Source organism: Agromyces mediolanus (assembly GCF_023715325.1).
GTDB lineage: Bacteria > Actinomycetota > Actinomycetes > Actinomycetales > Microbacteriaceae > Agromyces > Agromyces mediolanus_A.
On record NZ_JAMBNX010000001.1, the window covers coordinates 367482 to 393090 of the forward strand.

Genomic DNA, 25609 nt, shown 5'->3' on the forward strand with positions numbered 1-25609 from the left:
ATTGAGGGATGGCACCGCTTTCTTCGTGGACGACTTCCACGCGCGAGCTGCTGAGGCGGCACGCGATGGTGCACATGGTTGCCTCGCCGTCGACCATCGGGTCGGGGGTCGACTGGGCTGCGTCACAGATCCCGAACCAGTACACGGGTCCGGACCGCGTCGCCGCGATCCTGGCCGATCTGGGGAAGCCTGCTGCGGCCGAATACTTGGAAGGGAAGCTCCCTATAAGCAAGCGCACCCGCTCGGGCGACCTCGGAGAGATCATCGGAGCGCAGTACGCGGCGCTTGAGCTGGGGTTTCGAGTCGTGGAACGCCTGCGGTGGAAGGACCACCGTGAGATGTCGATGCGTGGAGATGACCTGGTTGGGGTGCGCGCGGCCACCAACGGATCGCTCGAATTGCTGAAGGGCGAAGCCAAGAGCCGTGCGACGCTCGGATCGGCGACGGTCACAGACGCGGACCTTGCGCTCAGACGCGATCGGGGACGCCCATCGCCTCACGCTCTCAGCTTCGTCGCTGACCGACTCCACGAACTCGGCGAGCATGCATTGGCGAACCTTGTCGACGACGCTCAACTGACTACAGGGATCAGCCAACGGCAGGTGGTGCAACTGCTTTTCACCTTCACGGGCAACGACCCACGCAACCTCCTTCGGACAAACACGACCGCATATCGAGGCGGCGTAAAGCGCCTCGCCGTCGGCCTGCAGGTCTCAGAGCATCAAGCGTTCATCGCGAACGTGTACTCGAAAGCGATCGCCAATGCCCGAGACAGTTGAGGACATTGAGGCCGCGATCGAGGAGGCGACCACCCCCGGCTTTCGCGAACAGCTTCTCGCGCGAGGCGAAGCCCGGTCGATGATCTGGCGTGACGGCGTCCTGCCCGAGGAGGCGCCCGCGTTCGATCAGCTACTCAGCTACGACCTTCTCTCCTACGGCTATTCGCTCCTGGGCCTGGGGCTACGTCTCGTGGAGGCGAATGGGTCGCAAAGCCTCGCCCAACGCGCCTTCGAGGGCGCAGCCACAGCCATCGAATCAGTCATCGCCAGAGGACCTAACTCGCGCGAACGGGGCTTCCACCGTGTCGTCGCCGCAGCCGCGTACCACCTCGGCAGTTACTCCGCGCGGGCATACTCGCTGCTTCAGACAGCGCTCGATTCCGGTGAAGTCACGATTGGCGAGCGATCCCTCATCCACATCATCCGCCGAGAACTCGACACCCTGGACGCGCTCATCCTGAGCCACCGCGACGAGGACGTGGCAGCAGACGCCAACCTGGTTGAGACGTTGCGCGGGCTCTTCGAGTCCATGAGCGATGAGGACCAGGACGCTGACAGCGGCGACACCGATGTCATCGACGTTGTCGACCTCGCACTGACGGACGCGTTCGTCGGTGCGATCAGCATGGCGCTGCTTGCGTTCGAGCGGGGCGAGCAAGCGCTGCTGGATGAGGCCCTCAGCACACTGCAGGTCGGTCTAGGAGCCGCCAGCGAATTGAACATGGTTCCGCAGTGGTGGTGCCATCGACTTGCGATTCACCTACTCCGCGGCCTCTGGGAGGCTAGTTTCCATCGCCTGCTCCCGGACGGTCCCATCGACGGTGATGGTGGCGACTGGGCACGGCTGCGTGCGACGTTCATTGCATCCCTCTTCCGGAGGCGACGCTCGGAGATCGACCTATGGCCGTCGCAGCTCGCCGCCGCAGAGCGGGTGCTGAACACCAGCGAGAACCTGGTGTTGTCTCTCCCGACGAGCGCCGGCAAGACCCGGATTGCCGAACTTTGCATCCTCGCGTGCCTAGCCGAGGGCCGGCGGGTTGTGTTCGTAACCCCGTTGCGGGCGCTGTCAGCCCAGACCGAAACGGCCCTGCAACGCACCTTCACCCCTCTGGGGAAAACCGTCACATCCCTCTACGGCGCGATCGGGGCCAGCAGCGCCGACGAGGATTTGCTGCGAGAGAGGGACATCGTCGTCGCCACTCCCGAGAAGCTCGACTTCGCCCTGCGCAACGACCCAACACTCCTCGACGACGTAGGGCTTGTCGTCCTCGACGAGGGGCACATGATCGGGGCGGATGAACGTGAGGTCCGATACGAAGTTCAGGTACAACGACTGCTGCGCCGTGAGGATGCGGCCGCCAGACGTATCATCTGCCTCTCGGCGATCCTGCCAGACGGAGACGAAGTCGAGGACTTCGTCAACTGGCTCACCGATGACCAACCCGACGGTCTCATCGCGAGCTCGTGGCGGCCGACGAAACTTCGCTATGGCGAAGTGATCTGGCAAGGCGATCGAGCCCGCCTGAGCATCATCGTGGGAGACGAGGAGCCCTTCGTGCCCCGGTTCCTCGAACCCTTCGTTCCACCGATCGGTCGCAGGACGACGCCCTTCCCCAAGGATCCGCAGGAGTTGACGCTGGCTACCGCCTGGCGGCTCGTCGACGACGGGCAGACCGTCCTGATCTTCTGCCCACTCAAGTCATCGGTGAACGCCTTTGCCAAAGTCATCGTCGACCTTGATGCGCGCGGAGCACTCGGGAGTGTCTTCGAAGGAGATCCGGGCGACCTCGCCTCGGCCATCGCGATCGGAGAGGAATGGTTTGGCCGAGATCACCCGATCCTCGCCTGTCTGAGACTCGGCGTAGCGATTCATCACGGATCGCTGCCCGCACCCTACCGACGAGAGGTGGAAAGGCTGCTACAGCGAGGAGCGCTGAAGGTTACGGTCTCTTCACCGACCCTCGCCCAGGGACTCAACCTCTCAGCCAGCGCGCTCGTAATGCACAGCCTCTGGCGCAACCGGGAACTGATCAAGGCGTCTGAGTTCCGCAACATCGTCGGCAGAGCTGGCCGAGCGTTCGTGGACTCCGTCGGCCTCGTCGTCCACCCAATCTTCAAGGACGTGTCCCGAGGGAGGCGGAACTGGAGGCAGCTGGTCGAGGACACGGCTCTGCGCGACATGGAAAGCGGCCTACTGCAACTGGTGGTGAACCTGTTCGCCCGGATGCAGGCCAAGCACGGTCTCCGGGACCTGGACGCGCTGCTGGAATACGTCGCCGGCACAGCGGCGTGGGATTACCCAGAAGTTGTGGCCGAGAGCGAGGAGGAAGCCGAGCGTTCCCGAACTGCGTGGCGCTCGCAGCTCGCTAGCCTCGACAACGCCCTCCTCAGTCTGCTCAACGATTCCGCGGTTGCGGAGGAAGGAGTCGAGGGGGCTCTCGATGACGTGCTCGCCTCGTCCCTTTGGGCCAGGAGCTTGGCTCGACGGCAGGGGCCCGTTCAGACAGCGCTTCGAGCCGGTCTGACCGCGCGCGCACGCTTCCTCTGGAGCCAGTCAACTGCGGCACAGCGCCGAGGGTACTTCCTTGCGGGGGTCGGTCTCGAGACCGGACGCCAACTCGATGAGCACGCCAGCATCTTGGAGCAGTCCCTGCGCGACGCAGACGAGGGCATCCGAATCGGCGACCCCGATGCCGCAATCGATGCCCTAACGAGCTTCGCCAGGATCGCATTCGGCATTCACCCCTTCGCGCCCCGCGCTCTTCCTCCACATTGGGAAGGCGTCCTCGCTGGTTGGCTTCGCGGTGAGGACCCCTCGCAGATAGCGGGGGAGGAGGTCACGGACACGCTGGAATTCATTGAGGACTCGCTGGCCTACAGGCTGCCATGGGCGCTGGAAGCGGTCCGGGTCCGAGCGACCGCCCACGAAGAGCCTGTAGGCGATCTTTGGGCGCTCGTCACCGACGAGCACGGACTCGCAGTTGCGGCGCTAGAAACAGGGACGCTCAACCGTTCCGCCGCGCTGCTCATGCAGGCCGGATTCTCTTCCCGAGCCGGTGCTCTCGCCGCGGTCACGGCCGGAGACGGCACCTTCACGACCGTGTCGGAGCTTCACCAGTGGATGAACTCGGAGGAGGTCCGGCGACGCGCAGACGACTCGCACTGGCCGACTGTGTCATCTCACGATCTCTGGGTCGGTTTCATCGGCCGTAGCACTGCTGCACCGGAGAGAACCTGGATCAACACGGTCGAGGATGCCGCGGTGACGTGGCTCCCCGATCATCAGCCGAGTAGCGGGACGCCGTATCGGGCTGTGTCCATTGCGAACGGGGAGACCATTCTCCAGGCCGCTGACGGTCGACGGGCCGGTCTGCTTGAGGAACCGCTCAATCCGAATCGGCGCGGCTTGCTCACAGTCACCGGGGCCAGCCCTGCCAACGTCGTCGAACTTCGCTATCGAGGCCCATCCGACCTTCATGCATAGCGGTGTCGCGTGAATCCCAGATCAGGCGAGCATTCCTGCGAGGAAATGTAATGCGGGATTGCAGCGAATACCACATGCAATCTCTGACGCCAGTACGAGGGTGGCCCGCCGTATGGTCGGAGCATGAGTCAGGAGTGGGCGCGACACCGTGACGTGGATCTTGAGGGAGCCGCGTCGGCCACCGATGCTTACATCGAGGCTCATTCATCTGCATCGGACTCGATCGAGGTGTCGTGGCGAGTGCTGCACTCGCTCATTGACCTGATCCCGATGACGGCGCAGAACGCTTTCTCGGGCAATCTTGCTCCAGCGTTCGAGGCAGAGCGCGAGGCTCGCACATCGTTCACCCTTGCGCGGATAGGACTCTACAAGCAGGCGCTCGTCTCGCTCCGAAGCGTTCTCGAACTCGGAATGCTCTCGGTGTACTGGGACGCGCACGATGAAGCGCATCTGGACATCCAGAGATGGAGAGCCGGCGCGGAGAGAACTCCGAGCCTTGAGGCAGTCGAGAGGCGCCTGAGAGAAGTGCGCGGCGTCGCGATCTATCTTGAATCCGATCCGGCCCTGTTCGACCGTATCCGCCAACTCAGCGACGACCTTGGGGCGTATGTGCACACCCGCGGGCACCGCAGCTCGAGCGCCGGGCTCGTCCCGTTCACGAACATCGCGAGCTTCCACGCTGAAGCATTCGACCTCTGGGTGCGACGAGTGACTGAGGTCGTGCAGTTCGTGCTTGTGATCCACCTCATGAAGTATCCGGTTGGTCTACAGGTGACACCCCTGAGTGAGAAGTTCGGCCTCAACCCGCCGGCCGGCGGCCTTGTCGAGCCTCATGTGCGGGAAATGTACCGAGCGTTCCTGGAGCCTGAGATGCGCGACCGGCTCCAGTCGATGAGTGATGGCGATACTGAAGCGGTCGGTATCCGTGAGTGGGTGGAGAGCCTTCCCACCTTGTCCGAAGAAGACTGGCGTCAGGAGCTACTGAAGCATGATCGTCAGTCGATCGAATCAGGCGGCTACGAGATGTGGGCCAAGCTCCGCGATTCAGTGGACGAGCACCTCGAAGGTCAGGTGACGGATGCAGAGTGGAGCGAGCGCCAGGCATACCGCGAGGACCTGCGTCAGTGGGCCGAGCAGGAGGGGTTAGCCACGCTCGAAGATGTCATCGCGCGGCAACGGGCTCGCATCGCGGAGCGGAGCGCAGAGGAGCAGTAGTGCCGACCGTACTCGGCTGAACGCATGAAGTGAGGTGTGCGCGGCCCCGACCGTTATAGCCCTGGTCAGGCCGCAGTCCAGGCGAGCAATTGTAGGTGGGATCGCAGCGAATACCACATGGAATCTCTGACCCAGGTAGTTGCGGGCGCTCCGAGCAACAGTCAGTTCGTTCGCAGAGGCCGGAACTCGGCAGCGGCTGCGCGACGTCGCGTGGGCCGATCCGCGCACCTGCTCTGAGGACGGTCGCTTCCCCCCGTCCTTTGCAGAGTCAGGAGGACGGCCCATGTCAATGTCGATCGCATCCCCACCCGAGCCCCGAGGGGTGCATCCGCCCGGCGCGGTGATCCGTCGTCTCTCTGCCGTCCTCGTCGTGCTGTTCGTGCTGGCGGGCACGGTCGTGCTCGGTGCGGCGCCGGCGCACGCGGGCAGCCTGGGGACCGGCTACTACGGTGACTCGGGTTTCCTGGGGGCGTACAACACGGACGTCGACGGCAGGCAGGGGTACTGCATCGACCTCGGCGCGAACTCCCCGTTCGATCCCACGTTGGGGCCGCAGACGGTGACCTCCCTGGACTCGCTATCCCGCCAGCAGCTTGCCGAGCTGAACTACGTGCTGGACAGGTGGGGCCAGTCGGGCGATCCCAACCTCACGGCGGCGGTCGCGCTGTATGTGTGGTCGGTCGCCGATGCCGGCGTCTACAACAGCCACGGGATGTCTGGCGACGACTACTACGTCGCCCGCGCGCCCGTCGGCGTGCGCGGCACGATCCTGGCGAACCTCGCTGTCATGCGGCAGGAGGCCGCCATCAACGCGGTCACCGATCCGTCGCTGTCGGTGAGCATCGCCATGTCGGATCAGTACGCCGGCACGGTGACGGTCACCGCTCACCCGGCGTCGCTTCAGGGTGGGGCGGCGCTGACGGGCGCGGTGTTCGCGGACGGTTCCACGTCGCGCACGCTCGGCGCTGGGCAGTACGGCATTACGGGCATCCCGGCCGACGGGGTGCCGTCCTATCGGATCGAGGCGAGCATGAGCGTCGCCGCAGCTGGGTACGGCGCGCAGGTCGACCTCTACACGACGCCGGGGGCGCAGCGCCTCATCGCGGCCGTCGCCGGTTCCTCGACGGGGCTGTCTGCTCAGGCGCAGACGCCGATGATCGACCTGGACTTCCAGCCGCAGATCGCCACGCAGGTGTCCTCCCGCTACGTCTCCGAGGGCGACACGTTCACCGATCAGCTCTCCGTGACGCTGACGAAGGGGACGTGGATCAGGATCGACGGCGTGCCGGTCCCGATCACCGCGACGGGCACGCTGTTCGGCCCGTTCGATGAGCAGCCCGCCGAGGCGGAGGCGGCACCGGCCGGCGCTCCGGTGGCCGGGCAGGAGACGGTCACGCTGACCGGCGCGGGCTCGTACACCTCGCCCGGCACGGTCACCGCGGCGGAGTCGGGCTTCTACTCGTGGGTCTGGACGATCGACAAGGCGGCCCAGGGCGCCAACGGCCGGTATCTGACCGACTCGTTCGCCGACCGTTTCGGGCAGGTGCCGGAGAGTAGCGTCGTGCCGTTCCAACCGGTTGCCGTCTCAGAGGCGGATCAGCACCTCGCGGTGCCCGGCGACGCGCTGACCGACACGATCACGGTTTCCAGCGCGAACGGCGCGTGGCTCAAGCGCGACGGCGCCTACATCCCGATTGTGTTCGAGGGCACCGCCTATCAGGTGCCGGGCACGCTGCCGCCAGCGCAGGCGAGCCTGGCGGACGCCGGGGCGGTGCCGCTGGGCACGGTGACAATGACCGCGGACGGCCCTGGCGTCTACACCTCGCCGGAGGTCGTGGCGCCGCAGGGCGGCTTCGTGACCTGGGTGTGGCGGGCGCACAAGGCGACCCAGCCGGAATGGGTGCGCGACTATCTCGCCGCGGACTGGACCGACGACTACGGCATCACGGTCGAGACGACCTCGGTGCGTTGGCCGATCACGACGACCTCGCTGATGCGCGAGTACAACGTCCACTCCGGCGGCAGGGCGTTCGACACGGTGACGGTCACGGGCTTCCCGGCCAACCACGGGCAGTTCGAGGGCGACGGCTACTGGCAGGCCGACAACGACGAGGTGATCCACACCGTATACGGGCCATTCGCGACGGACGACGTGCTCACGGACGACCTCGCCCTGTCCGACGCGCCCGTACTGACCTCGATCACGACCCCGGCGCGGAACGGCGTGTACCGGCTCGGCTACACCGATGCCGACCGGATCACTCCGACCGAGCCCGGCTTCTACGTCCTCGTCACGACCTTCGCCGGTGACGACCGGGTGCAGCCCTACCGCTCGTCACCCGCCGACGTGCTGGAGCGGTTCTTCGTGCCGCCGACGCCGGAGGTCGAGCTGCCGGTCACGGTCATCACGCAGGCGACGCCGGCCGTACTCGTGGGCGAGCCGTTCGCGGACACGGCCCTGGTGCAGGGCACGATCCCCGAGGGGGCGTACCTCCAGTTCCGCGCCTACGGCCCCGAGCCGGTCGACGCGGAGCCAAACTGTGCGACCGTGCTCTACGAGAGCGAGTCGATCCCGGTCACCCAGCCGGGCGTCTACGCCTCGGGCGAGACCACGGCGGACCAGGCGGGCAACGTCTACTGGATCGAGACGCTCGATGACGCCGACGCGACGATCCTCGTGGAGGGCACCTGCGGCGCCCCCGGCGAAACCACCGTGGTCACCGAGCAGCCCGAGCAGCTGACGGTCACGACGCAGGCCGTCGCCGAGGTCACGCTCGGCGAGCCCGCGCACGACCTCGCCCGCGTCAGCGGCAGCGTCCCGGACGGCACAACGCTCGTCTTCGAGGCGTACCGGCAGGACGAGGAGACCGTGAGCTGCACAGCCGACGAACTCGCGTTCCGCACTGAGCCGATGCCGTTGGACGGCCCCGGCGAGTACGCCTCCGAGGAAGTCGTCTTCGAGCAGGTCGGCACCTACTACTGGATCGAGACGCTGTTCGATGAGAACGGCACTGAGATCCACCGCGGCCTATGCGGGGCGCCCGACGAGACCACGGCCGTGATCCCCGTTCCGGAGACGCCCGAGACGCCGGACCTGCCGCCGTCGCTGGCGCTGACCGGCGCCGGGGACTGGATGCTCCCGTTCGGGATCGCCGGCGGCATCTTCGCCCTGGCCGGCGTGCTCACGCTGTGGTTCGGCCGCCGCCTGGCGATCTACCGCGAGCGCAACGGCTACGTGCGAGAGGAGGACGAGGACTTCCTGGCACTGTTCGACGAGCAGCGCTGATCGCGGACACAGGTGCGGGCACGGTCGATGACCGTGTGACTTTGTCAACCTGATCTGGCCCCGGGGTGACGTTTTGAAGTGGCCCCGTCGAGGCGTCGGTTCGATGTGGGGCGCTGTCTGCTGTCAGGCGCAGCAGGAGGTGGGGAGTTCGTTGCGGAAGAGGTTCGCGGTGAGGCGGATGCCTTCGGCCATGGTGAGGTACGGGGCCCACGTGTCGGCGAGTTGGGTGACGGTGAATCCGGCTTTAATGGCGTAGGTCGCGGCGAGCATCATCTCGCCGGCGGTTTCGGCGAGGGCATGGACGCCGAGGACTTTGCCGGTGTCCGCGTCGGCGACGATCTTGATGCCGCCGCGGGTGTTGTGGTTCGTGATGGCTCGGGGCACATCGGACAGCCTCAGGTATCGGCAGGCGCACCGGTATCCGGCGGCGATGGCTTCGGCTTCGGTGATGCCGGCGGAGCCGAGCTGCGGCGCGGTGAACAGGACGGAGGGCAGCCCGGTGTAGTCGACCTGTTCGTGGTGGCCGAGGGCGTTGCGGGCTGCGATCTTCCCGGCCATCGCGGCGACGTACACGTACTGGGGCACGTCGGTGACGTCGCCGGCGGCGAACACGACCGGGTTCGTGGTCCGCTGCTGCTCGTCGACGATGATGAAGCCGCGGTCGTCGGTCGCGACGCCCGCCGCGGCGAGGTCGAGCCCGTTGGCGCGTGGTGTGCGTCCGGTGGCGATGAGGACGCGTTCTCCGGTGACCGCCTTGCCGGTGCGGGTGCGCACCCGCACCACGCCGTCGTCCTGGATGATCGTGGCGGCGCGGTCGCCTACGACGGTGATTCCCTCGGAGAGGAAGGCCTTGCGGAGTTCGGAGGAGAGTTCGGGCTCGGCGTGCGGGGCGAGCCGGCCAATGATGGTGACGGCCACGCCGAGGCGGGCGAAGAGCTGGGCTTGTTCGAGGCCGACGAAGCCGCCGCCGATCACTACGAGCGAGGCGGGCAACTCGGTGAGTTCCATTGCCGTGGTCGAGGTGAGGTAGTCGACGTGCTCAAGCCCGGGGATGGCCGGGACGTGCGGTTCGGCGCCGATGGCGACGAGATACGACCTGGCACGAACCGGTCGTTCGTCGATGAGGAGGGTTGCCGGGTCGGTGAATGTGGCGGCGCCGGGGAGGATGTCGAACCCGTAGGCGGCGGCGATGTCGGCGTACTTGGTCTGGCGGAGCATGCCGACGAGGTCATCCTTCTGCCGCACGAGGGCGCCGAGGTCGACAGTGCCGGCGGACGTGGGGGCGCCGGGGAACGGGTTCGCGAGGGCGGCGTGGCGGGTGTGCGCGGCGGCGAGGAGCGTCTTCGAGGGCACACAGCCGACGTTCACGCAGGTACCGCCGAGGGTGCCGCGTTCGATGGCGACCACGCTGGCCCCTTCGAGTCGGGCGTGGATCGCGGCGGACATCGCCGCCCCGCCCGTGCCGATCACCGCAAGATCGAACTCGCTGTGCTGCGTCATGATGCCTCCTCGGGTGAACCGGGCCGCTTGCGCGGTCACATCCGTCAGAATGGACCTTCAAGCATGCTTGAAGGTCAAGCCCGTTGGTGGAGGTGTCACAATGCGGATCGGAGAGCTCGCGGAGAAGGCGAGGACGAGGCCGTCGACGCTGCGGTACTACGAGGAGCGCGGACTGCTGCCGCCGCCGGAGCGCACACCGGCCGGGTACCGCAGCTATGGCGACGAGACGGTGCAACGGCTCGCGTTCATCGGCCGGGCCCGCGCGGCGGGCCTCACCCTTGCGCAGGCCGCGGAGATCCTCGATGTTCGCGACGCGGGCCGTTCGCCGTGCGCGCATGTGCGGGACCTCCTTGACCGCCGACTCGTGGAGATCGACGAGCAGCTCGAGCAGCTGCACGCCCTGCGAGGGAGCATTGCCGAGCTTCGAGCGCACGCGGCCGCTACGGCGTCCGAAGCCTGCACACCGGAGTCCATCTGCCGCTACCTCTGAATGGCTTTCGGATCGCTACTGCCGCTGACGGGTGTGGTTGAGGCGATAGGAGGTGGTGCCGGTTTCGATGATGGTGCCGTTGAACGTGAGCCGGTCCACGATCGCCGCGCACAGGCGCGGGTCGGTGAAGGTCTTCGTCCAAGCGCTGAATGACTCGTTGGATGCAATCGCGACGGAGTTCTTCTCTTCGCGCTCGGTGAGGACCTGGAACAGGAGTTCCGCGCCGCGCCGGTCGAGTTCCATGTAGCCGAGCTCGTCGATCAGGAGCAGGTCGACGCGGCCGTACCGGTTGATGGTACGGGTGAGCTGTTTCTCGTCGGCGGCTTCGACGAGCTCGTTCACGAGCTTCGTGGCGAGGGTGTATCGGACGCGGAAGCCTTTCTCAGCTGCGGCGGTGCCCAGGCCGATGAGCAGGTGCGACTTCCCGGTGCCGGAGTCCCCGATCAAGCAGAGCGGGTCGCCGCGGCGGATCCAGTCCCCGTTCGCGAGGGTATGGATCGTCGCCGGGTTGATGTTCGGATTCGCGTCGTAGTCGAAGTCGCCGAGCCATTTGTTCCTCGGGAACCCGGCTGCGGACACGCGGCGGACCACGGACCTTCGGTCCCGGTCGTCGCACTCGGCGAGGAGGAGTTCGGCGAGGAAGCCTTGGTAGGTCAGCTGCTCGCGTTCCGCGGCCGTGATCGCTTCGTGCATCACGGCCCGCATGGTGGGTAGGCGGAGCCTGCGGCAGGCTTGGTCAACGGCGGCCGCGGCGGCTTCTTCGGTCAGCCCGCGCTGTCGACGCAGGGTCGTGGTGACGTTGGTGGGAGTGGTCATGTTCCGGTGATTCCTTCTCTCTTATCGGTGACCGGCGGTTCCGGTTCGGGACGTCGGCTGAGGAGTTCGTCGTAGTGGGCGACGGATGGCAGCGGCCGCCGGTCGGCTGGGAGTCCGGCGATCACCGCGGCCGGATCCGCGAGGCGACGCTGGGTGAGGCTGAAAACTCGCTGCACATCACGTCGCGGTTGTTCAACGCGATGACGGTCTGACTCGGGCCCGGCCGCGTGCAGGCGGGCTTCGACCGCGACGACGTCGGCAGACACCGCCCCGACCGTGAGCGCGGCACGGATCCCTGCGATCACGTCAACGGTTCGCATGGTCCTGTGGAGCAGGAGCACGTCGATCAGCGCCCTTGTGCCGGCGCTGTCGCCGTCGACCTTCCGCGCTTGCTGCCAGAACGCGTCATGCGTTGTCGTGAACACGCCGGCTTCGCGTGCACGGGCCAGCGCGGTGGATCCGGGCAACGCGCCGGGCTTGCGTCTGAGGACCTCGAGGTAGTGGTCGAGGTTGATCGATTCGCCGCCGCGGGCCACGACCCGCTCGTGCCGAGCGACCTCGGCGTGGCCATCGAACACCACAAGTTCAGACGCCCGCAACGAGACGCGCACCTTTCGCCCGATCAGACGGGCGGGCACGGAGTACCTCGCCATCCGCACGGTGATCAGGCTCGAACGGTCTACCCGCGGGTAGAGCACCAGGCCAGGGTCGAACAGCTCGCCTGGCAATGACGCAAGGCGTGCTTGTTCGTCGGTGAAGTCTTGCCCGACAGTGCGGATCCGGGTGTTGATACGCCGCTCGTTGTCGCGCGCGTCCCACCGGCGGATCTGCTCGTTCAACTCGGCGAGCGAGTCGATGACCGGCATCGGAGAAAGCCAGGTGCGACGAAACCGACCGACTTCGCCTTCGACGCCGCCCTTCTCATGGGCGCCATCGATCCCGGGCTGGCAGTAGAACGAGTCGAACCCGTAATGCGAGCGGAACAGCACCCACCGGTCGTTCTCTATCCGACTACGGCCCTTCCCGTACAGCACCGTCTGCACCGCGGCCGTGAGGTTGTCATATCGGATGTGCAGGGTCGGGATCCCACCGATCTCGTCGAACGCGTCGATGTGTCCCTCGAGGAACGCTTCCTGCGATTGCGTCGAGTACACCCGGTGCACCGCCTTCCCCGAGTGCGAGAGCCGGAACGTGAACATGTGGCACTTCGTCTTCACCCCGGCCAGGATCACCCAGACCTCGCCGAAATCGACTTCGGCTTCCTCACCAGGTGCGTGCTCCTGCGGGACGAACACCTCGACGCGGCGCCCGGCGGCGGCGTCGATCTGAGCACGACGTACGCGCACGTAGTCGCGGACCGTCGAGTAGGACAGTCCCGTCGCTTCGTGCTCGTCGACCAGCCGCGCGAGAACCCTTGTCGCCGTGTGCCGCTGCTTGCGAGGAGCGTCCAGATCCTGCGTGAGCATCGCGTCGATCACCGCCTTGTACGGCCCCAGCCGAGGCGACATCCGCGTCGGAGTCTTCCGCTGCGGCGGAACCGGCGACGCCAGCGCCTGCCGCACCGTGCGACGGTGCACCCCGAACCTGTCTGCCAACGCGCGCACCGATAGCCCGTCGACGCGCGAGGCACGCCGGATATCCGCGAACAATTCCACTTTCGACCCCTGCCGGGCCCGCTCATCCTGAAGCAACACGAAACACACGCTCGGGTGGGGCCAGATCAAACCGTCAGAACCGCCCCGGCAAGTCAGAAAGTGGGGCCACTCCTAGCCGTCACCCCGGGGCCAAAACAGACTGACAGAACCAACCGTGCCCGCACTTTCACGTCCGGCGTCAGTCGACGGTCGCGCAATCAGAGCAGCGACCGAACGCCTCGAACCCTGGAGCGTGACCGCGTAGAAACGCAGCGCCGCCGCCAGAAGCGCAGCCCTCGGCCGGCGGCACGATTGACTCGCAGCGAACCGCGACGCTCTCCGGCGTAGTCAGGGCGGGAGGGTTCAGTCGCCGATGCCCAGGTGCTTGCCGAGCTCGGCGTACAGATCGAGCACCCGCCCGGCGTCGATGCTATATCGGGTGCGCTGTCCGCGGCGGGCGAGCTCGGGAGCTGGGTCAGGCACGACGACGCCGAGCGCGGTCAAGCCGGTGAGGTGGAACTGCACGGTCTTGGGCACCAGGCCCAGGGCGGTCGCGAGCTGTCCGCGAGTGGCGGGTCCGTGCTCGTGGATGTAGCCGATGATTGCGACCCGGACCCCGTAGCCGAACGCGCTCACGGCGTCACCGACCCCCGGAGGCAGGTCGGGGCGAACGTGTTCAGGCACCCCACCATTCTGCCGGAGTCGCCTCGTTGTCTCGCCTCGCCCACAAGGGGATAATACCGTTATCCACTAAGCAGAGGGCTGACCGGTTGACCGAGGCGGAGAGCGATGGCGTCAGGCGACGGCGTAGCGGGCCTGCGCCCGGCGGGCGCGGGCCTCGTGCAGGCGGGTCCGGGCAAGCAGGATCAGGCTGACCGGGCCGATGAACGCGAACTTCGCGGCGTTCCAGAGGAACAGCACGACCAGGATGTTCAGCCAACCGGGGCCGCCGTCGGCGACCGCGGCGGCGAAAGCGGCGGCAGCGAGCAGGTAGGGGATGGCGATGAGCATCGCGGGGGCGCCCCACTTCAGGCCGCGGCGGGTGCGGATCTTGTCGAGCAGAATGTTGGTCGGCATGTAGCGGCGCAGGAATGCGCGGGTACGAACGCTGAGGGTCCAGAGCAGCCGGATCATGAGGGCGGTCCTCTCCTAGTGACTCGGCAGCGAGTAACTAGAAGGACCAGCCCGGCAAGCGGAGCGGTCATGCCTTCGCAACAAGCGACGGCGCCGAAAGGAACTGCCTGCACCCAGGATACGCCGACAGGCGCGACATCGGAAGCGCATCGCCGATCACAGGCTGGGACCGCTGCGCTCGGCGTGTGGATCGCGCGGCGTCCAGGCGTCGTGCTCGGCCGTGTCGGTCAGGGTGCGAGCACGCTCGAGCGCAGCGCGGGCGCGGGCGGCGTCCAGTCGTTGTGCGGTCGAGTCAGGGGCAGCGCCGAGCGGAGTGTCGGCTGCGATCCCGTAGCGGTCTCGGTACGCGGCGATGGTCGCGGCGGCCTGCCACCATCGGGCTCGGGCCGTCTCGCGGGTCGGCGGTGCTCCGAGATGTCCGGCCCATGCCAGGTGCTCGGCGACTGCGGCGCGGGCGAGCGCTTGGGCGCGGTCCTCGATGAGCTGTCGGCGCTCCTGAAGGGCTCGTGGCATCTGCGCGTCCATCGGGCCGCCGGCTTCGGGGATGAGCCCGGCGATGAGGCGGGGCGCGCGGCGCGAGCGGCCCGCGCCTGCCGGTCTGGCTGTAACGGCGGCCAGACGCGCGTGCAGCACGGCCGCGACGTCCTCGGCGTCGTGGAGGCTTCGGGAGGCGACCAGGCGCGGTAGCAGCACGGCGACGTCGTGGTGGTTGGCCTCGGCGTAGCGCAGCTCGGCGGCGAGGGCGCCGAAGGCGTCGGAGGCGATCGCGTCCTCGGCCTCCTGCTCGGTGAGGCCGCTGGTGCGGATCAGCTCGGCCCAGCGGTCTTCTTGCGCGGCGGTGGCGATCGTCTCGTATTCGGCCGCGATCTGCCGGATGGACGACCATGCCTCCTGCTCGGAGGTGATCGCCTCGTGCGCGGACAGCTCGGCGCCAGAGTGCTGGATGACGCCGAACAGCACCGTGCGGGCGGTCGCGGCCGTGTTATCGCCGGGATGCGGGCCGGCATGCACGCCGTCGGGCCGGTCGGTCGCGACGTAGGCGTGGTTCGCTTCGCGTCCGCGGGTCATCGCGACGTAGAGGTTCTCCTTGGTCGTCGTCGCCTCGATCAGCGCATGTGCGGTGTCGGTCGTGAGCCCTTGCGCGCGGTGCGCGGTGACCGCGTAGCCGAGATCCAGGTGTTCTCGGACGTAGCCGGCCGGCAGCACCACGGACGCGCCGCGTCGTCGGCCGGCTCGTCGGACGGTGACCGAGCCGTCGCTGCGCACGGCGGTCATCGTCCAGCGGTCGCCGTTGCGGACCCAGCCGCGCCCTGCGGCGCGCAGGCGCCGGTCGTTGTGGCGGGAGATGACCGCATCGCCCGGTGAGGCGACCGTGCCGTCGTGCAGTATCACGGAGCCGCGCAGCGGAGTCACGGCGCCGTCGAGGATCAGGTCGGCGCGTGCCCGCTGGTTGAGCAAGGTGACAGACTCGTGGGTCTCCGCGATCAGCACCGACTGGCGTCCGGCGAGCATGTCGTTTCGCCACCCGGTGTAGGCGGCGTCCGTCATGGCGTCGGTGTCGCCGTCGTGAACCCGACCGTGGGCGGCGTACTCGTCGATAACAGAGGCGTCGCCGTGTCGGAGCCCGAGGGAGGCGGCCTTCTCCCAGCGGTGCGTGAAGCGGTGGATGTCGACGAGCTCGGGCGCGTCGTCGCGGTCGTGGACGAGCATCGAGAACGCGCCGCCCGCGTCGACCGACTGCAACTGCGCCCAATCGCCTACCAGCAGCGCCTTCGCGCCGGCCTGCGCCACGAGCGCGGTGATCCGATCCAGGGTCAGCGTCCCGGCGAGGGACGCCTCGTCGATGATGACGAGCTGGCCGGCGTGGAACGTCGTGCCGTGGACGAGATGATCCTGCCACCACTTCGCGGTGTTCTCCGTGACGATCCCGAGGTCGTCGCCGAGCACCTGCGCGGCTGCCGCGGACGGGGCGAGCCCGACGACCGAGCCTTGACCGTGCTGCGTCTCCCAAGCCCTCCGCAGCGCGCTCATCGCTGTCGTCTTCCCAGCGCCGGCCGGGCCGACGAGCGCGTCGAGGACGCGACCGGAGACGGCGACCGTCGCCAAGGCCGCAGCCTGGTCGTCGCCGAGCACGAGGCCGCGACGGTCGGGCCGGCGGGTGAAGCGCTCGAGCTGGGCGAGGTCGAGCGTCGGAGCGGTCAGCAGACGGGATCGTTCAAGCAGGCGATCCTCTGCGGCCAGGAGCTGTTCGGAGGAGTAGACCGTGGAGTGCTTTGGGCGGAACGCGCTCGTGCCGTCCGGGCGTCGGAAGATCGCGGGACTGCTCGCCAGCTCGGGCGGCGTGAGGCGCAGCGAGCCCGCCTCGCCGGCGTCGGCGATCATGCCCACGATCGCCTCGCGATCGGTCGTGCTGGCGAAGCGCCAGCCCATCGTCTGCCGCGCCGCCTCGGCGTAGAGGTTCCAGCGCCGCCACGTCGCGCGCTTCTCGCCGACGACCTCGATCACCGTCTGGCCGAGTTCGCGGATCACGTCGAGCGGGATGTCATCGGCGCGCAGCAGCGGCACCGACGGTGCAGCTGTGATCCGGCCCGCCCATTCGGTCGCGTCCTCGCCCAAGCTCGCACTCGCGCGCTCACGCCATTGCGCCGTCAGCGCGGCGAGAGACTGCACCTGCTTGTCCGGTCTCGTCGTCAGCGTCGCCTGCGCGCGCAGCTTCACGATCGTCGCCGATGACGGACGCCGCCCGTGCTCACCGATGTATCGCTCGATGAGCCGATCAGTCTCCTGGTCGATGTGCCGCGATCGGCTGGAGAACAGCGCGATCAGCGACTCCGGGACGGTCGTGATCGCCCACGCCGGGTTCCGGTCCCGGCCACGAGACCGCGCCTCCCACTCGACGCCGAGGGTCCACGTGAGGTGGTCGGCGAACACCGCCTCGTGCAGCTCTGACAGCGCGACGACCGCCGCGTGCAGCGGCCGGCCGTCCAGCGACCGCCACTTGCCGTCGAGCAACGTCTGCACCTTGTTCGAGATCACGACGTGCGTGTGCAAGTGGGGATCGCCGGCCCTGCTGTCGTAGTGATCGAACGCCGTTGCGATGAGTCCGCCGACGCCGACCTGTGCAACGGCGCCGTCGCGTCCGGTTGCGCCGACGCGCGTGGCCGCAATCTCTCGCTCCATGAACGCAACCACCTCTGCAACGGCTGCATAGTGAGCGTCGGCGATGATCGCCTGCGTGCCAGCGTCCGCAACCGCCCACACGACCGATGCAGCCTTCGGGATCGAGAACGTGAAGTCGAACCCGGCGACCGCGCGCCGGGTCCCGCGCGCGGCTTCCTCGGCCTCGATCTGCGCGATCGCCTCCGCCCGCGCGACCACGCCCAGACTCGGGTCCAGCGTGGCGATCCGCGTCTCGACGCGGGCGGCGGCGGTCGAGAAGTCCTGGTAGGCGCGGCCGAGCGGATCGCCCGTGACCGGATCACGCCCCATGCCGACGAGCAGCTGGAGTTGGACCTCCGAGACCTGATCGCCGGACACGATCCTTCCGCCGCCGAGAGCGGCCACGCCGCTGCCCATCCAGCGGCCTGGAGGAGTTCCTTCCTCGAGGTAGTACCTCGTCAGCGGGGTCGACAAGGCGCGGTTCCCGTCGCCCGAGGCGACCGTCTTGAGCAGGTACTTATAGCCCTCGCCCGCGCTCATCACCCGCATCGAGACCGTCATGCCCGTCAGGTGCGGACGGGATCACCGGCTTCGGACCCGGCGCTCGCGCCGGGTCCGAACCTCGTCTGCAAGAGGCGTGGACCGACCGAAGGCCGGCTGACCGGCCGCGCCGGGACGACGTTCTCGCGGACGCGATCCGAGGCCGACGCGCCGAGCGATCGAGGTCGCGATGACGGGCGGAGCGCCGGGGCGCGTGGATGGCGTGCGCACCTGGAAGGTGACCAGCCCGGCGACGTCTCGACCGGGACGCGCCGACCGTCATGGAACCGCGATGCTCGACACAGCCACCGCCCCGGCCGCACCGCTGCGGATCGGATCGCTGTTCTCCGGCTACGGCGGCCTCGACCTCGCTGTCGAGCACGTCTTCGGCGGGCGCTCGGTGTGGTTCTCCGAGCTCAACCCCGCCCCGGCGCGCGTCTTCGCGCATCACTGGCCCGGCGTCCCCAACCTCGGTGACATCACCCAGATCGACTGGCGGCAGGCCGAGCCGGTCGACGTGCTGTGCGGAGGTTTCCCTTGCCAGGACGTCTCCACTGTCGGCAAACGCGCCGGCCTCGCCCCCGGCACCCTCTCTGGCCTCTGGGCGCAGATGGCGACTGCGATCGACGTGCTGCAACCCGAGTGGGTCGTCGCCGAGAACGTCCGTGGCCTGCTCTCGGCCACCGCTCGACGCCCCGAACCAAAGGACGACCCCGATGAAAGCAACCCCCTCTCCGCAGCCCTCGAGTTCGCAACCCCGCCGAACGCTCTGCCCTTCGCGCAATGGAACCCGACCCGTGGAATCTGGGAGACACATCAGCCCGACCTCTACGGGCACTTGGAGCCGTACTCGGCGATCTGGCCGACCTCCGGTACGACGCTCGCTGGCTTGGCCTACCCGCTTCCCACGTCGGCGCAACCCACACCCGATTTCGGATCTTCATCCTCGCCCGGCGCACTCTTCCGCACCCCGCTCGCCTCGGACGTCGCCCGTGGCGGGGAGACCCTGGAACAGGTCCGAGCCCGACGCGGCACGATCGCCCTCTCGCATCAGATCATCGACCTGGCGCAGAACGGACCCCGATCCTGGAAGGGCAAGGAGACGGCCGGGCTGTGGCCGCTGATCGAGCAGCTGTTCGACGGTGGGGACACTACGCCGGAGCCATCCGACGGTGGGAATACTTCACCGGACGGACTGCCCCCTCGCCGGCCCTCCTGAATGACGGCGGTCAGCCTCGCCCTGCGCCGCGATTCGTGGAATGGCTCATGGGTCTGCCTGACGGTTGGGTCACAGACCCCGATCTCGAGTTGACTGGCAGCGAGCAGCTCACCGCACTCGGCAACGGCGTCCTACCACGCCAAGCGATCCGAGCCCTCGACGCCTTACGTCGGGGCATCACCATGTAGTTGGCGCCTCTTGCTCATCCCATACGCTTCACGGCTTTCCATCGCAGCGGATCTTGAGGCCTTCAAGGCCTAGCTCTTTCTTGCCCTTGCCCTTGCTGCTTGTGCTTCTCGCCGATGTCGTCGCAGAGTCGCGCGCCCGGGCGATCAATCCACCATCTGCTCGGCCAGAAGATTGAGTCGTCGACCCGATCTCGTTCATGCGGAACCGCGGGGAGCGGTTGGGATGAGTGCCCCAGGATTCGACCGCGAGGAAAAGGCGCACTGGCGATTCCAGCTCGTCAAACCAGCCGCATTTTACTCGGCCTGGATACGCCGTCCTCTTCCGTCCGACGGCGCCTGACCCAGCTTCTGGTTCGGCGACGGCCTACAGGGCTCGAGTTAGTGATGAGCTAGATCGGCAAGACCGTCCCGCTGATGAGTCCTTGGAGCGAGTAGACGAGCATTGTCCACAGCCCGCTGATCAGGAAGATGCCGATTCCGATCATTGCGACGCCGCTGGCGATGTTGATCGCGCGGATGTGCCGGCGCAGGAACGCGGTCGCTGTGGTCGCCCATCCCAGCCCGGCGGCGAGGGCCAGGAACGGCAGGCCGAGGCCGACACAGTACACGGTGGCGAGCAGTGCGCCCCGTGGTGCCGATGCGGCGCTGAGGCTGAGTGCGGAGATCGCAGCGAGCGTGGGGCCGAGACAGGGCGTCCAACCGAGGCCGAAGGCGATGCCCAGCATAGGTGCGCCGGCCAGGCCGGTTGAGGGTCTGATGCCGAGTTTCGCGGTGCGCTGTGCTGCAGGCCGGAAGTCGGTGCGGTGGAGACCATAGAATCCGACGACTACGGTGGTGGAGCCTTCGGGAGGTCGCGGATGACGGTCGTTTTCGTCCTCAATGCGGGCTCATCCTCGGTCAAGTGGAGACTGGTCGACGGGGAAACGGGCACGACGATCCGGGGCGGCGTCGTGGAGCGGCTCGGCCACGCCGGTGCGGATGGGCGTGAGCACGGCGCCGTGATCAGCACGCTGCTGGCCGGACTGGAGCACGAGCGCATCGCGGTCATCGGCCACCGCGTCGTGCACGGCGGCGACCGATTCGCAGCGGCTGCGCTGATTACTGACGAGGTTGAACATCAGATCGACGAGCTCGCCACCCTGGCTCCGTTGCACAACCCGGTCAACCTGACCGGCATCCGCGCTGCGCGCGCCGCCTTCCCGGACATCCCGAACGTCGCGGTGTTCGACACCGCGTTCCACCGCACCCTGCCGGCTGCGTCGGCATCGTATGCGCTTCCCGCAGACCTCGTCCAGCGACATCAGATCCGCCGATACGGCTTCCACGGCATCTCCTACCAGCACGTCTCCGCCCGCACTGCCGAACTGCTCGGGCGCGCGCTGTCGGAGCTTCGGCTGATCATCTTCCACCCGGGCAACGGGGCATCCGCTTGCGCAGTGGCCGGCGGCCGCTCGGTGGAAACCTCGATGGGCATGACGCCGCTGGAGGGGCTCGTGATGGGCACTCGCGCCGGGGACCTGGATCCGGGGGTGCTCCTCGCGCTCGGCCGCGCCGGCGTAGCATGGGATCGGCTGGAGGCGCTGCTCACGCGCGAGAGCGGCCTGCGGGCGCTGGCCGGCACCGAGGACATGCGCGACATCCATGCCGCGGCCGCCGCTGGGGATGCGAGCGCCGCCGCTGCGCTCGACGTCTACCATCCCCGGCTGCGCCACTATCTCGGCGCCTACCTCGCCCAGCTCGGCGGAGCGGACGCGATCGTCTTCACCGGCGGCGTCGGCGAGAACGCCGCCGCGACGCGCGCGGCGGTGGTCTCCGGCATGGCGGGCCTGGGCATCCTGATCGACCCGGCACGCAACGAGGCGAGGGCCGACGGGGCGCGAGCGATCTCGGACCCGAGCTCACCGGTCGCCGTGCTGATCGTTCCCACGGACGAGGGGCTCGAGATCGCCCGGCAGTCGCTCGCAGCGGTCAGCGTCTAGCGGTTCGGTCGACGTCGGAGGAGGCGGTCTCGTTCGTCCGATGCCGTCGGATGACGTTCAAGACGAGGACGGTTGCGAGCACCAGTGCCAGCACGAACATGGTCGCGATGAACCACAGGAAGTCCGAGCCGATCAGGATGTTGCTGATGACGAAGCGTCCGAAGGCGACGAGCACCCCGGCCGCCGTGCCGAGGTAGAGCCACAGCGTGCGGCGGGACAGCAGGGACGCGCCGATGCCCAGCAGCACGATCCCGAACCCCGCGATGAAGCCGCCCCAGGTCGAGAAGACGATCCCGAGCCAGTCCACGAATGCCACTGGCAGCGTGGCGGCGTCGATACCCGTATGCCGGATGTCTTCTGGCAGGAGGGAGGGTCGAAGGAACAGGAAGTAGACCCCGATCCCGAGGGTGAAGACGCCGAGCGCGGTCGTGAGAGCGCCGCCTAGCAGGTCCTTCCGGAGACGTTCCTGAGTGGGCATCCGAGACATCCGTCCTGTTCGACCGTGGGGCGCGTTCTCGCCTGGACCTGTGCCGGTGAGATGTGCCCTGGGCCCCAAGCGTTGCACAGGACATCCCGATCGGGCGAGAGCGGTCAGAGCCGGTCCAGGATGAACTGCACCCGCTCGTCGGCGCTGAGGACCGGAACCCGCACGACCGGCAAGGGCAGCGCTTCGTACACCTGGGTCAGCAGTTCGTGGATGCGCTGCTGGGCGGCGGTGTCCTCGGTGCGGGCGTAGTCGGCGGCCAGGGGCAGCAGGTCGAGGATGAACGTCGTGCGGTAGTCGACGTGCTCGAGCGCGGTGAGCAGGGCGGGGTCGGGCTCGAGATCGAGGAAGCGGTAGTAGGCGAGGGAGTCGGGGACGGCCCGGTCGAGGAACACGGTGGCGTCCGGGTCGAGGGCAGCTTCCTCCGCGAGCTGCATGTCCAGGACGCCGCGCTGGAACTGCCGCTGCTTCGCCCGGACCTCCTCGACGGTGCGGCCGGCGATGCGCTGCAGGTCGAGATAGTGCCGGGCATGCTCGATGGTGGTGGTGTAGCCGCGGTCCCGCAGCAGGTTCACGGTGGTGGTCTTGCCCGAGCTGGGCCCGCCGGTGATGACGTACCAGTTGGTCACGTTCGCCCTTTCGCTCTGCCCGCTCCGGGAATATCCTCTTCACGAAGTACCTTATACCGCTATAGGGTATCCGATCGACGTCGGAGGTGGCTGAGATGGCACACGGATACGTGGATGACAAGCAGGCGCTGCTGGCGCGGTTGCGTCGGGCGGAGGGGCAGGTGCGCGGGATCGCGCGGATGGTCGACGAGGACGTGTACTGCATCGACATCCTGACCCAGGTCTCGGCGGCGACGAAGGCGCTGGAGTCGGTCGCGCTGACGCTGCTGGAGGACCATCTCGGGCATTGCGTCGCGCAGGCGACCGCGCAGGGCGGCCCGATCGCGGAGGAGAAGCTCCGCGAGGCGAACGCCGCGATCGCGCGGCTGGTCCGCTCCTAGAACGTTCACACCACACGCATCGACACGCTCACGAAAGGAGCACAACATGACCGGACAAGGATTCCAGGACCTCGGCCTGCAGGCGACGAACGGCGTTGGCTGCGCCTGTTGCGCCCCCACCTCCCACGCCGCCACGGCCAACACCACCGCCTCCGCGACGGCGCAACCGGCATCGGGCGAGGTGTCGGCGCAGTTCCTGGTGGAGGGGATGACGTGCTCGCACTGCGTGCGGAGCGTCACCGAGGAGGTCTCCGCGATCGACGGGGTCTCCGGCGTCGAGGTCGACCTGCACGCCGGCGGCGTGTCCACGGTGACCGTGTCCAGCACCGCCCCGGTGGACGCGGAGCGGGTGCGGGAGGCGGTCGAGGAGGCCGGGTACAGCCTCGCCGCAGCCTCATGAGCACGCTGGACGTCGATCTCGACATCACCGGGATGACCTGCGCGTCGTGCGCGACGCGGGTCGAGCGGAAGCTGAACAAGCTGCCCGGGGTGGAGGCGACGGTCAACTTCGCCACCGAGAAGGCCCGCGTGCACTCGGAGGCCCCGGTGCCGGTGGAGGAGCTGATCGCGGCGGTCGAGCAGGCGGGGTACGGAGCGAGCCTCCCAGCCCCGCCTGTGCCCGACACGGCTGAGCAGACCATCCCGCGGGACGATGAGCTGGCGTCGCTGCGGCAGCGGCTGATCGTCTCGGCGGTGCTGGCGGTGCCGGTCGCGGTGCTGTCGATGATCCCCGCCCTGCAGTTCACCTACTGGCAGTGGCTCACGCTCACCCTGGCCGCGCCGGTGGTGGTGTGGGGGGCGTGGCCGTTCCACCGCGCCGCGGCGATCAATGCCCGGCACGGGGCGGCGACGATGGACACTCTGATCAGCGTCGGGGTGCTGGCCGCGTTCGGCTGGTCGCTGTACGCGCTGTTCTTCGGCGGTGCGGGGATGCCGGGAATGCGGATGAGCGTCACCTTCGTCGGCACCCCGCAGGCCGGTGGCCACGAGGTGTACCTGGAGGTCGCCGCGCTGGTGACCGTGTTCATCCTCCTCGGCCGCTACCTCGAGGTTCGTGCCAAGCGGCAGTCCGGCGAGGCCCTGCGCGCCCTGCTGGAGCTCGGCGCCAAGGACGCAGTGATCCTCCGCGAAGGCACTGAGCAGCGTGTCCCCGTCGCACAGCTCGTTCCGGGTGATGTCGTGGTGGTGCGGCCGGGTGAGAAGATCCCCGCCGACGGCCTCGTCACCGAGGGAATGTCCGCGGTGGACGAGTCGATGCTGACCGGCGAGTCCGTGCCGGTCGAAGTCGCCCCCGGCTCCCGCGTGGTCGGCGCGACTGTGAACACCGGCGGGCGCCTGCTCGTGCAGATCACCCGCGTCGGCGCCGACACCGAGCTGGCCCGGATGGCGCGGCTGGTCGAGGAGGCGCAGACCGGCAAGGCCCAGGTGCAGCGCCTCGCCGACCGGGTGTCGGCCGTCTTCGTCCCCATCGTCATTGTCCTCGCCCTGGCCGCGTTCGCCGGGTGGCTGATCGCGGGGGCGCCCTTGGAGGTCGCCTTCACCGCCGCGGTGACCACCCTGATCATCGCCTGCCCGTGCGCGCTGGGGCTGGCGACGCCGACCGCTCTGCTGGTCGGCACCGGCCGCGGCGCCCAGCTGGGCATCCTCATCCGCGGACCCCAGGTGCTCGAGCAGACCCGCCGCATCGACACCGTCGTGCTCGACAAGACCGGCACCATCACCGCCGGCACCATGACCGTCACCGGCATCCACCCCGCTCCCGGCACCGATGAGGCGGAGCTGATCCGGTTCGCCGCGGCGCTCGAGCACGGCTCCGAGCACCCCATCGGCCGCGCCATCACCGCCGCAGCCGACGGCCCGACGGATGCCGTGGAGTCATTCGCCGCCGAGGCCGGTCAAGGCGTGCAGGGCATCGTCGACGGCCGCATGGTCGCCGCCGGCCGCGCCACCTGGATCACCGGGCAATGGGCGATCGCGATCCCCGACGAGCTCGCCGCGACGATCACGGCCGACGAGGCCGCGGGCGCCACCGTGACCGTCGTGGCGTGGGACGGGCAGGCGCGCGGCGCGATCAGCGTCGCCGACACCATCAAGCCCACCAGCCGTGAGGCCATCGCCCGACTGCGCGGGCTCGGGCTGACCCCGATCCTGCTCACCGGCGACAACCCCGGCGCCGCCCGCACCATCGCCGACGACGCCGGCATCGAGGACGTCCGCGCCGGAGTCACCCCGCAGGGCAAACTCGACACCATCCGCGAGCTGCAGGCATCCGGACGGGTGGTCGCGATGGTCGGCGACGGCGTGAACGACGCCGCCGCCCTCGCCCAAGCGGACCTCGGCATCGCAATGGGCACCGGCACCGACGCGGCCATCACCGCCGCGGACCTGACCATCGTCTCCGGCGACCTGCTCCTGGTCCCGGACGCGATCCGGCTCGCCCGCCGCACCCTGGGCACCATCAAGGGCAACCTGTTCTGGGCGTTCGCGTACAACGTCGCCGCGATCCCGGTCGCGATGCTCGCCCTGCTCAACCCCATCCTCGCCGCCGCCGCGATGGCGTTCAGCAGCGTGTTCGTCGTCACCAACAGCCTCCGACTGCGCCGCTTCCGCCTCCTGCCCGCCCCGACGCCCACCGTCCTGACGCCCAGCCGCGACACCACCCCCGTCCACGCCTGACACCCACGCAAGGAGAC

At 68.3% G+C, this 25609-nt stretch carries 19 protein-coding genes; 10 read left to right on the forward strand and 9 right to left on the reverse strand.

What is annotated here, in order from left to right; genetic code table 11:
- The first annotated feature begins 8 nt into the window (after window positions 1-8).
- The 4 genes from M3147_RS01755 (at window position 9) to M3147_RS01770 (ending at window position 8764) form a co-directional block, all read left to right on the forward strand.
- Window positions 9-779 (forward strand): Hachiman antiphage defense system protein HamA, encoded by a 771-nt coding sequence (locus M3147_RS01755; protein WP_251201778.1) that lies wholly within the window; start codon window positions 9-11, stop codon window positions 777-779.
- Entirely contained in the window at window positions 763-4263 is a 3501-nt protein-coding gene (locus tag M3147_RS01760; RefSeq protein ID WP_251201779.1) for a DEAD/DEAH box helicase, read from the forward strand. Before M3147_RS01755 ends, M3147_RS01760 begins: the two co-directional genes overlap by 17 nt.
- 123 nt (window positions 4264-4386) lie before the next feature.
- Window positions 4387-5478, forward strand: a complete 1092-nt coding sequence (locus M3147_RS01765) for a hypothetical protein (RefSeq protein WP_251201780.1) — start codon at window positions 4387-4389, stop codon at window positions 5476-5478.
- 283 nt (window positions 5479-5761) lie between these two features.
- The gene (locus M3147_RS01770) at window positions 5762-8764 is read left to right on the forward strand and encodes a hypothetical protein (RefSeq protein ID WP_251201781.1); all 3003 of its coding nucleotides are present in this window, start codon (window positions 5762-5764) and stop codon (window positions 8762-8764) included.
- Between the two features lie 123 nt (window positions 8765-8887).
- Here M3147_RS01770 and merA read toward each other — a convergent pair whose 3' ends face one another.
- Entirely contained in the window at window positions 8888-10264 is a 1377-nt protein-coding gene (gene merA, locus M3147_RS01775) for a mercury(II) reductase (protein WP_138176038.1), read from the reverse strand.
- 100 nt (window positions 10265-10364) lie between these two features.
- Between merA and M3147_RS01780 the strand changes: the two genes are divergently transcribed.
- A complete protein-coding gene (locus tag M3147_RS01780; RefSeq protein WP_138176040.1) occupies window positions 10365-10754 on the forward strand; it encodes a heavy metal-responsive transcriptional regulator in 390 nt (129 codons plus the stop codon).
- Window positions 10755-10769: 15 nt separating this feature from the next.
- On the opposite strand, the gene istB is transcribed toward M3147_RS01780, so the two are convergent.
- The 5 genes from istB to mobF form a co-directional block, all read right to left on the reverse strand.
- The gene (gene istB, locus M3147_RS01785) at window positions 10770-11570 is read right to left on the reverse strand and encodes an IS21-like element helper ATPase IstB (RefSeq protein ID WP_251201782.1); all 801 of its coding nucleotides are present in this window, start codon (window positions 11568-11570) and stop codon (window positions 10770-10772) included.
- Window positions 11567-13261 (reverse strand): IS21 family transposase, encoded by a 1695-nt coding sequence (gene istA / locus M3147_RS01790; protein WP_138176056.1) that lies wholly within the window; start codon window positions 13259-13261, stop codon window positions 11567-11569. Before istA ends, istB begins: the two co-directional genes overlap by 4 nt.
- Before the next feature lie 306 nt (window positions 13262-13567).
- Window positions 13568-13888: a helix-turn-helix domain-containing protein gene (locus M3147_RS01795; protein WP_251201783.1), complete on the reverse strand. Its 321-nt coding sequence runs from the start codon at window positions 13886-13888 to the stop codon at window positions 13568-13570.
- Between the two features lie 111 nt (window positions 13889-13999).
- Window positions 14000-14338 (reverse strand): sulfate permease, encoded by a 339-nt coding sequence (locus M3147_RS01800; protein ID WP_251201784.1) that lies wholly within the window; start codon window positions 14336-14338, stop codon window positions 14000-14002.
- Window positions 14339-14494: 156 nt separating this feature from the next.
- Entirely contained in the window at window positions 14495-18058 is a 3564-nt protein-coding gene (mobF, locus tag M3147_RS01805) for a MobF family relaxase (protein WP_251201785.1), read from the reverse strand.
- A 271-nt stretch (window positions 18059-18329) separates the two neighbouring features.
- Here mobF and M3147_RS01810 point away from each other — a divergent pair, with 271 nt between their 5' ends.
- Window positions 18330-19256 carry a DNA cytosine methyltransferase gene (locus tag M3147_RS01810; RefSeq protein WP_251201786.1) on the forward strand — a complete coding sequence of 309 codons (927 nt, stop codon included), beginning with the start codon at window positions 18330-18332 and terminating at the stop codon, window positions 19254-19256.
- Window positions 19257-19833: 577 nt separating this feature from the next.
- Here the strand turns inward: M3147_RS01810 and M3147_RS01815 are convergent.
- Window positions 19834-20169: a cytochrome c biogenesis CcdA family protein gene (locus M3147_RS01815; protein WP_439954174.1), complete on the reverse strand. Its 336-nt coding sequence runs from the start codon at window positions 20167-20169 to the stop codon at window positions 19834-19836.
- Window positions 20170-20301: 132 nt separating this feature from the next.
- Between M3147_RS01815 and M3147_RS01820 the strand changes: the two genes are divergently transcribed.
- Window positions 20302-21423, forward strand: coding sequence for an acetate/propionate family kinase (locus tag M3147_RS01820; RefSeq protein WP_251201787.1), 1122 nt, complete (start codon window positions 20302-20304; stop codon window positions 21421-21423).
- Here M3147_RS01820 and M3147_RS01825 read toward each other — a convergent pair.
- Together M3147_RS01825 and M3147_RS01830 are read right to left on the reverse strand one after the other, a co-directional pair.
- Window positions 21413-21901, reverse strand: coding sequence for a hypothetical protein (locus M3147_RS01825; RefSeq protein WP_081766238.1), 489 nt, complete (start codon window positions 21899-21901; stop codon window positions 21413-21415). The two genes, M3147_RS01820 and M3147_RS01825, sit on opposite strands and share 11 nt — an antisense overlap.
- A 113-nt stretch (window positions 21902-22014) precedes the next feature.
- Complete coding sequence (locus tag M3147_RS01830) at window positions 22015-22536, reverse strand: AAA family ATPase (RefSeq protein ID WP_021010663.1); 522 nt, start codon at window positions 22534-22536, stop codon at window positions 22015-22017.
- A gap of 95 nt (window positions 22537-22631) precedes the next feature.
- Here M3147_RS01830 and M3147_RS01835 point away from each other — a divergent pair, with 95 nt between their 5' ends.
- From M3147_RS01835 to M3147_RS01845, 3 genes are read left to right on the forward strand one after another with little or no spacing between them, the layout of a single operon-like run.
- On the forward strand, window positions 22632-22916 hold the full coding sequence (locus M3147_RS01835) for a metal-sensitive transcriptional regulator (RefSeq protein ID WP_036297866.1): 285 nt from the start codon (window positions 22632-22634) through the stop codon (window positions 22914-22916).
- A 46-nt stretch (window positions 22917-22962) separates the two neighbouring features.
- Window positions 22963-23316, forward strand: a complete 354-nt coding sequence (locus M3147_RS01840) for a heavy-metal-associated domain-containing protein (RefSeq protein ID WP_150447125.1) — start codon at window positions 22963-22965, stop codon at window positions 23314-23316.
- On the forward strand, window positions 23313-25592 hold the full coding sequence (locus tag M3147_RS01845) for a heavy metal translocating P-type ATPase (RefSeq protein ID WP_021065010.1): 2280 nt from the start codon (window positions 23313-23315) through the stop codon (window positions 25590-25592). The genes M3147_RS01840 and M3147_RS01845 overlap by 4 nt, the downstream gene beginning before the upstream one ends.
- Window positions 25593-25609: the final 17 nt, after the last annotated feature.